The following is an 8,301-nucleotide window of genomic DNA, read 5'->3' on the forward strand; positions in this document are numbered from 1 at the left end:
TTCTTCTGCATAATACAAAAATTCCCTATCTTTACTGCTCTTAAATAAAATTACATGTATAAATCATGTCAAAACTCGCACAAATTAGAAATCAACATACTAATCACGACACGACAACCATCGCATAGATACCCAAGAAAAATTAGAAAAACAAGCCTATCTTTGTTTTGTGAAAACACACTTTTGAGAAAAAATCTCCCTGCAACAACAAAAAACAACACAAAAATGGTGGCGAAGGAGGGACTTGAACCCCCGACACAAGGATTATGATTCCTCTGCTCTAACCAAGCTGAGCTACTCCGCCAAACTCTTCCCTCTCACAAGCCCTCATTACGACCAGGATGATTAAACTGTAAATGACAAGACACTAAAAAACAACCTGTACCATACCACAACAAATAAAAATCATTCTTATCCACTTCCAAAATCATGCAATAATATTTTTTTCTGCCCCAGAGAGCAATGCCTCTTCCACCCTCTTTGAACGTCGAGTCCGCTCTATAAAGCCCCCGCCTAAAATACGAGCATCATTCGAAGATGAAGAATAAAACACACAGGCTTGACCAGAAGCAACACCTTCTTCCCCATTTACAAAATCAACATAAACCCCATCTCTATCTTTGCCTACAAAAATAGAAACTGGATCCTGAGTGGAACGAATCTTTGCAAAACATTCGAATCCACCCAAAACCACATCGTTAAACGATCCGTCTCCCAACCAATTGATCTCTCTCAAATAAACACGACAAACCTCTAAATCTTCTCTTGAACCGACAACCACTTTAGCATTGCATGCATCAATATGCACCACAAAAAGAGGCTCGCCTGTGGACACCCCAAGACCACGCCTCTGCCCTACCGTATAATTCAAAACGCCCTTATGAAACCCCAATATTCTTCCGTCCAGATGTACAATATTCCCCGCTTGAGACGCACCGGGCTTTAACTTTTCCACCACATCAGAATACTTTCCTCTCTGAACAAAACAGATATCCTGACTATCTGATTTCTCAGCCACTTGCAATCCCAACTCTTGAGCCAAACACCTTACATCTGTCTTCTTCATGCACCCAAGAGGAAAACGCAAATCATTAAGCTGTTGCTGTGTAGTGGCAAACAAGAAATAACTTTGATCACGCTCTGAATCTATCGGACGATACAATATACGTCGACGAATCCCGTCATTTCCCTCATAAAAACGAGAACGGATATAATGACCTGTCGCCAGAACATCCGCACCTAGTTGACGGGCATTAGATAATAAATCCGAAAATTTAACGGTTCGATTGCAATCCACACAAGGAAGAGGCGTCTCCCCACGAGAATACGAATTCGCAAAAGGAACCATAACTGAACGGTAAAAACGCTCTTCATAATCAAGAACATAGTGCGGTATATTGATAGCATCACAGACACGACGAGCATCATCTACATCCTGCCCTGAACAACAAGCACCAACTCTTTTGGATGTTTTTCCCGCACTATACAATTGCAACGTTATGCCTATAACTTCATATCCATCGCGTTTGAGAAGAGCAGCTACAACGGACGAATCAACTCCTCCTGACATAGCGACAACGACTCGCGTCTCATGTGGATTCTTGTCAAAATCCAAGCTATTCATATCTTTTATTCCTCACCTATCATCCCTGCTTACCTCCGCTTCTTCGATAAAATCAATCAAAAAAATCCATCTCTTAAACTATATCCACAACGACCCTCAATCAACATTAAACTCAAATCGTTTAACGGATCGAATCGCAGGATTAACTGATAACTTGCTCAAGATATCATTCGATATAGAACCATCAACATATAACAATGAAACAGCATCTCCGCCTCTAGACTTCCCGCGCCCAAGCTGAAAATTAGCAATATTCACGCGAGCCTCGCCCAAAATACTCCCTACAAAACCTACCATTCCTGGAGTATCTTGATTCACCATATAAATCATATGACGCCCTATATCCGCATCAAAATTGACTCCCTGAATTTTAATAAACCTTGGCTTTTCATCAGAAAATACTGTACCTGCAATCGAATGCAATGCACTCCCCGTCTTCACTATTAACTCAATATATCCATCCCAAACCCCACTCTTATCACGTCTAACTTCAGAAAGGACAATGGAACGATCTTTGATGACAATAGGCGCAGAGACCATATTAGCTTCCGGCATCCACACACGAACCATCCCAGACAAAACAATGCTACTCAAAGCCTTAGTATTCATAGCTGCTGTAGAACCGTCATATATGATCTCAATTTCCTTGATCGGCTCTTCTATTAATTGACCCATAAAATGACCAAGATAATCAGCAAGCTTGATAAAAGGCCTTACCAGAGGACCTTCTTCAAGAGAGATGGAAGGCATATTAAGCGCATTTGAAACCGTACCCTTGGTCAAATAAGCAGACATTTGATGCGCTAATTGAAAAGCAACCTTCTCTTGCGCCTCTATAGTTGAAGCTCCCAAATGTGGAGTGCATACAACATTTTGCAATCCAAAAAGCGGACTATTCAGCGCCGGCTCAACCTCAAAAACATCAAATCCAACACCAGCAACATGTCCTGATTTAATCAAACAAGCCAAAGCCTCCTCATCTACCAATCCACCACGAGCACAATTTATAATACGAACACCAGGTTTTGTTTTGGATAAATTATTACTATTTAAAATATTCTTGGTCTTATCCGTAAGAGGGACATGCAAGCTGATGAAATCCGATTTTGACAAAAGCTCTTCCATATTTACTTTCGAAATCCCTAACTCCTGGGCGCATTCCTGAGATAGAAAAGGATCGTAAGCGATGACCTGCATTTTTAGTCCAATAGCACGAGTACAAACCTGCGAACCAATATTACCGACCCCTATTACGCCTAATATTTTCCCAGTAATTTCCACTCCCATAAACTTTGACTTTTCCCAAAAACCTGCGTGAGTTGACGCATTCGCAGCAGGAATCTGACGAGCAACCGCCAACATTAAAGTAATAGCGTGTTCAGCAGCCGTAATAGAATTACCAAAAGGAGTGTTCATAACAATAACACCCCCTTGAGAAGCAGCCGATATATCTACATTATCTATTCCAATTCCCGCCCTACCGACAACTTTGAGCTTTTTAGCTAGCAAAAGTAGTTTTTGTGTCACTTTGGTAGTAGAACGAACTGCAAGACCATCATAATCACCAATAATTCGAGCAAGTTCTTCTTTGTTTTTCCCTGCTTCTGGACAAAAATCAACATCTATACCATAGTCACGAAAGACCTGTATGGCAGTTAAAGACAATCTATCTGATACGAGAACCCTAGGCTTCACCATCAAACTCCTATATATAAAAAATTAAGAAAAAGCCCTTAAAAAAGCACTTTTCTGAAAGAAAAACGCCCAATTTAACCAGTCACAAAGCAATAAAAGATCTTCTTTTTCAACAGTTGACCCTGACCATACACGCAAACCAGAAGGGGCATCACGATAAGACCCTATATCAAAAGCTACCGACTTCTCTTCCAAAATTGAAACCATAGATTTAGAAAAAGATGCTTGGGAATCAGCATCAAGCGCCATGATATCAGAATCAACAATTTTCATACAAACAGACGTATTAGAACGAGTCTTTGGATCAACAGCAAGATTTTCAATCCAATCATTTTTCTGGATAAAATCAAACAAGACAGCAGAATTTTCATCAGCACGTTTAATGCACGCAGAAAGACCCCCTATTTTTTTACACCATAACAACGCATCAATGTAATCTTCAACACACAACATGGAAGGCGTATTTATTGTCTCCCCCCTAAAAAGCCCTTCAATAAGCTTCCCCCCTTTGCTCAGACGAAAAATTTTGGGCAATGGCCATGCAGGAGTGTAATTCTCAAGACGATCAACAGCCCGCGGAGATAATATAAGGACACCATGCCCCCCCTCTCCGCCTAGGGCTTTTTGCCAAGAAAAGGTTGCAACATCAAGCTTTTCAAAATCAACATTCTGCGCAAAAACCGCTGATGTCGCATCACAGATAACCAATCCCTCTCGAGATCTCGGAATGAACTGAGCATCAGGAACCCGAACTCCCGAAGTGGTTCCATTCCATACAAAAACAACATCCCTGCTAAAATTCAGCTTAGACAGATCCGGAATTTCCCCATACGGAACAGTAAACTCTCGAACATCGCCAATGGGAAGCCGTTTAATATCCGAAATCCACCCAATCCCAAAACTCTCCCATGCAAGGACATCAACTCCACGAGCTCCAAGCATGGACCATAAAACCATCTCAACAGCACCTGTATCCGAAGCTGGAACTATAGCAATACGATAGTCTTCAGGAACTTCCAAGACCTCACGGGTCAGGTCTATGGCTTTCTTGATTCTCGCCTTTCCGAGAGAAGATCGATGAGATCGACCAACTAATGCCCCTTTTAAAACATCGGAGGACCATCCTGGACGCTTAACACATGGACCAGAAGAGAAGAAGGTGCGAAAGGGTTTGTGCACCGGTTCAAGCATATTCAACATATCAATTCTATCCTTTCAGATAGTTGCTCCTCGTTAGGGAGGAGTGTCCTACATTGGAACATATTGAAAACCATATAAAACACAACAGAATTTTTAAAAACACCTCAAGAAATCCATACAAAATCCAAATTAAATTCCCTGACTTTTCAGGCAATTAAATAGAATTTTTTCTCAATTTTCCTTGTTATAGCTGTCTAGTAGTTAAATACTATACTCTCCCTTAGAAAAAATCTATACAACAAGACTCGTTATACGAGGAACATCAAGCTTCTAAAGGAAACATCCTTATTTTTACCAAGAAGTAATAATGACGTCTTTCCTGTTAAAGAATCTAAAAAACCAACGAACAGTATGTTCAAAAATCTTAAAACAATATCGTAACTCTACAAAAACATCAACAAACCATCCGCATTCTGTCAACAATATCTTTTATGAAAAATCCTTCGGCAGTCTTGAAAATAATAGACAATATATACCTGACGCCTCATCAAATACAAGCAACAACGCAATAGAATTGCGCAACCCAGCATAAGAATCCAGGTTCCAAAGCCTGGCAAATGCACCATACTCTCCCCATCCCAGCAACCTGTTCTTCTCTAGGATATTAATAAAATAAGTAGATAGATGAATACTTGTCTTCTTTGATCAGAAGATCAAAATTTTTCATATCTCAAACATATCCCTATATCAATATGAAAAAAGGATCCTCCATCAAAATTCAAAAAATAAAATATTATTTACGCTGTCGAAATCTTTTATTAATGATTTCTAAAAGTGCTTTGTGAATATACTCGTTTCCAGATATAATGCTTCGTGTCTCGAAAATAGTATTACTACCCGAAAAATCTGTAGAAAATCCTCCCGCTTCACGCACGAGAAGAATTCCTGCCGCCATATCCCATGGAGACAAGCCTTTCTCCCAAAATCCATCGAAGCGACCAGTCGCGACATAAGCCAAATCAAGAGCCGCAGCACCAAAACGACGAATCCCGATAACTTCACCCATAACACAATGCAAGCACGATAAAAAATCGTCACACTTCTCACGCCCCAAATGCGGCATACCGCAACAAACAACAGAATCCGAAAGATAACGACGAGCAGAAACCCTCATACGACGATCATTCAAAAAAGCCCCAGCACCACGCTCAGCAGTATACAGTTCATCCGTAATGGGATTAAAGATAACACCAGCAACTATCTCTCGGGAACGTTCCAAAGCAATGGAAACACAGAAATGTGGAATAGCGTGAAGAAAATTTGTGGTGCCATCTAGTGGATCAACGATCCAACGATTTATACCATCTTCTGAGGGAATCTCTTTTCCTTCTTCTCCGCAAAAACCATATTTAGGACGAGCGTGCAATAACTCCTGGAGAATAATCTTTTGTGACTTCAAATCAGCTTGCGTCACAAAATCACCAGGCCCCTTAAGAGAAACCTGCAAATTTTGCACCTCACCAAAATCACGAGACAAAGACTTACCCGCTTTTAAAGCAGCATCAACCATAACATTCAGGATAGCAGAACGGGGCATTTTGATTACCTCTTTTTAGATAGCACGAGATTCGAAAACGAAAGACGAAAAATAGGAATATTTACAAAAGAACACAAAAACGTCTTTTTATGAAAATCTAAAAACAGGAAATATATTGCATCGACTCCATAGAAAGTGATTAATAGAAATTAATTCTATTGCAACCATTCCAAAATAAAAATACATCCTGGAAAAGACCTGCGTAAAATTCGAAATAATGCAATAGGAAATTCACTGCTCTATCATGAATCATACTGCCATTTAATACGTATAGGAACTAATAATAATGGATTCAATTAAAAAACTAATATTCCATTACTGTCACTCATAATCCTCCACTTATAAACCCTACCTAAATCACAAAACAATGTTCCGATCATACTATTATTATCTCTGATAAGATGTGCCATGATATAAATATTTTCGTATAATAAATATCGTTCTCGAAGAAGGAACGGATAATTTTATTTCTTTGAACCATGACCAGTCCGTCAAAAAGTTTTGTCGGGGATCATAATAATAGCAGAATCCTATCGTTCTCGTGGGCATTTTAATGCTCGTATTGACCCTTTAGGATTAGCTTCTCTTACTATATACTTGTAGATATTTATCCCTTCCTATTATGGGCTGTATGGAAGTCGACTATGCGCGTAAAATGTTTATGGAGGTATATTAGAGATCTCAAGTATTCCATCCCTGAGATTATGAAAAATTATTTTTCAGCTATACTGTGCCATTATAGGTTATAGACACATGTGTTATCTTTACAAATAATCGTATCTTTAAGATTCTCTAAATACCGAAGGTTGTTTTATTCTACCAAGATACCTGAAAAATTTAGACATATTAAAGATAGTGATTTTATAGAAAATATACCGAAACCCTCAACGAGGAAATTGACAACAAAGAAAGATTTTAACAAGCTTCTCCAAGCGAAATATCTATATTGAAATAATAGTATAGAGAACTTCGAAAAAAATTCAACACTTCTCAAATTCAGAGATATTTCCGTCTTTTTTGAATTTAGAAACAAAGAAGACGCTCACGAATAGCAATAATAATAATCCACTCAATAAATTCACCCCATTAAATGCTTCTTTTGATCCGAATAGATAAGCCTTATTAGCAATCTCTATGCCTAAAATATAAATGAGCAAAAAAATGATACCCATAGCGGAAGAAACTGTCCCTTTGCTAACATCACTAGCAAACAATGTTAATCGGGTCAAACCGGCAAAAGCCATGCTGTTACCAAATGAATATATACTCAAACCCAAAATCATCCATAATAGACTAGCCTCCGCAGGAAAAAACATAGAGGATGCAGCTATCCCCAAGCCAAAAAATATAGGAAATCTACTGACTTTTATCAGCCGAGATAAGCTTACCTTTCCAGCAAAATAACTCAACGTCAAATTTCCAATAATCAATCCTCCAAATACAGGAATTTGTAATAAAGCATACGAAAATATGGATAATTTTTCTCCCTCCATAATAATCACTGGAGAAACTGCAATCCAGCTTAGCATTGGCACACTTCCAAATCCTATTGCCAATGCACCGCACATGAAACGAGAATTCATCAGCACCTTTTTATAACCAATCCAGAGAGACCCAATAGATAATGTACTATTTCTTCCTTTCAATTCTACCGTTTCTGGCATATAAAAGAACAAGCCTATAAAAGAAATGAATCCTAAAACAGCAAAGACCACAAATATCCCTTGCCAAGGAATATAGCCAAGCAATACGGTACCGATCAGTGGACCCAATAAGGGAGCGCTTATAGAAACATTGGCCATGATCGCGACAAGCCTAACGCAACTCACTTCGTCAAAAACCTCTTGAATAGTCGCATAACCCACTGCACCAATAAAACACAACCCCATACCTTGCAAGAATCGCATGATCGTAAACTGTTCAATAGTTGTAACAGGCAAAATCGATAGACAGGAAACAATAAAGAACAGAACTCCTAAAAGCATAATGGGACGTCGTCCAAATTTATCCGATAAAGGCCCAATCAACCACTGTAAAGCGGCTCCTCCCGCCATGTAAGCTGTCAGAGAAGTCGGAACCCATGAAGAGTCTACTTTAAAATCCTCTACGACTTTTAACATAGCCGGCTGAATCATATCGTTACCTATATACACGGCGAATTCAAAGAAAACCAAACTTATAGGGAAAAGTATCCTATGAGACTTAGATAAAAAAGGTAAAGACATGATTAGACTCTTCTTAAAAT

5 protein-coding genes and 1 tRNA gene are annotated in these 8,301 nt (G+C 39.1%); all 6 read right to left on the reverse strand.

Features of this window, described 5'->3' with window-relative positions:
• Positions 1–226 precede the first annotated feature (226 nt).
• Positions 227–304: transfer RNA gene (locus H0G72_RS05205), tRNA-Met, on the reverse strand.
• A gap of 123 nt (positions 305–427) precedes the next feature.
• A complete protein-coding gene (gene mnmA / locus H0G72_RS05210) occupies positions 428–1,624 on the reverse strand; it encodes a tRNA 2-thiouridine(34) synthase MnmA (protein ID WP_182017720.1) in 1,197 nt (398 codons plus the stop codon).
• Between the two features lie 96 nt (positions 1,625–1,720).
• On the reverse strand, positions 1,721–3,319 hold the full coding sequence (gene serA / locus H0G72_RS05215; protein ID WP_182017724.1) for a phosphoglycerate dehydrogenase: 1,599 nt from the start codon (positions 3,317–3,319) through the stop codon (positions 1,721–1,723).
• Between the two features lie 24 nt (positions 3,320–3,343).
• Complete coding sequence (locus H0G72_RS05220) at positions 3,344–4,519, reverse strand: phosphoserine transaminase (RefSeq protein ID WP_182017721.1); 1,176 nt, start codon at positions 4,517–4,519, stop codon at positions 3,344–3,346.
• A gap of 733 nt (positions 4,520–5,252) precedes the next feature.
• Positions 5,253–6,056, reverse strand: coding sequence for an inositol monophosphatase family protein (locus tag H0G72_RS05225; protein WP_182017722.1), 804 nt, complete (start codon positions 6,054–6,056; stop codon positions 5,253–5,255).
• Positions 6,057–7,036: 980 nt separating this feature from the next.
• A partial coding sequence (locus tag H0G72_RS05230) for an MFS transporter (RefSeq protein ID WP_310649497.1) occupies positions 7,037–8,301 on the reverse strand: 1,265 nt, incomplete at its 5' end.

Origin of the sequence: Candidatus Liberibacter sp., assembly GCF_014048425.1 — a bacterium.
Lineage (GTDB): Bacteria > Pseudomonadota > Alphaproteobacteria > Rhizobiales > Rhizobiaceae > Liberibacter.

What these genes read in the sequence shown, in the direction of transcription:
- H0G72_RS05225 (WP_182017722.1), bottom strand. Translation starts at nt 6,056, where the DNA reads ATGCCCCGTTCTGCTATCCTGAATGTTATGGTTGATGCTGCTTTAAAA.
- mnmA (WP_182017720.1), bottom strand. Translation starts at nt 1,624, where the DNA reads ATGAATAGCTTGGATTTTGACAAGAATCCACATGAGACGCGAGTCGTT.
- H0G72_RS05220 (WP_182017721.1), bottom strand. Translation starts at nt 4,519, where the DNA reads ATGTTGAATATGCTTGAACCGGTGCACAAACCCTTTCGCACCTTCTTC.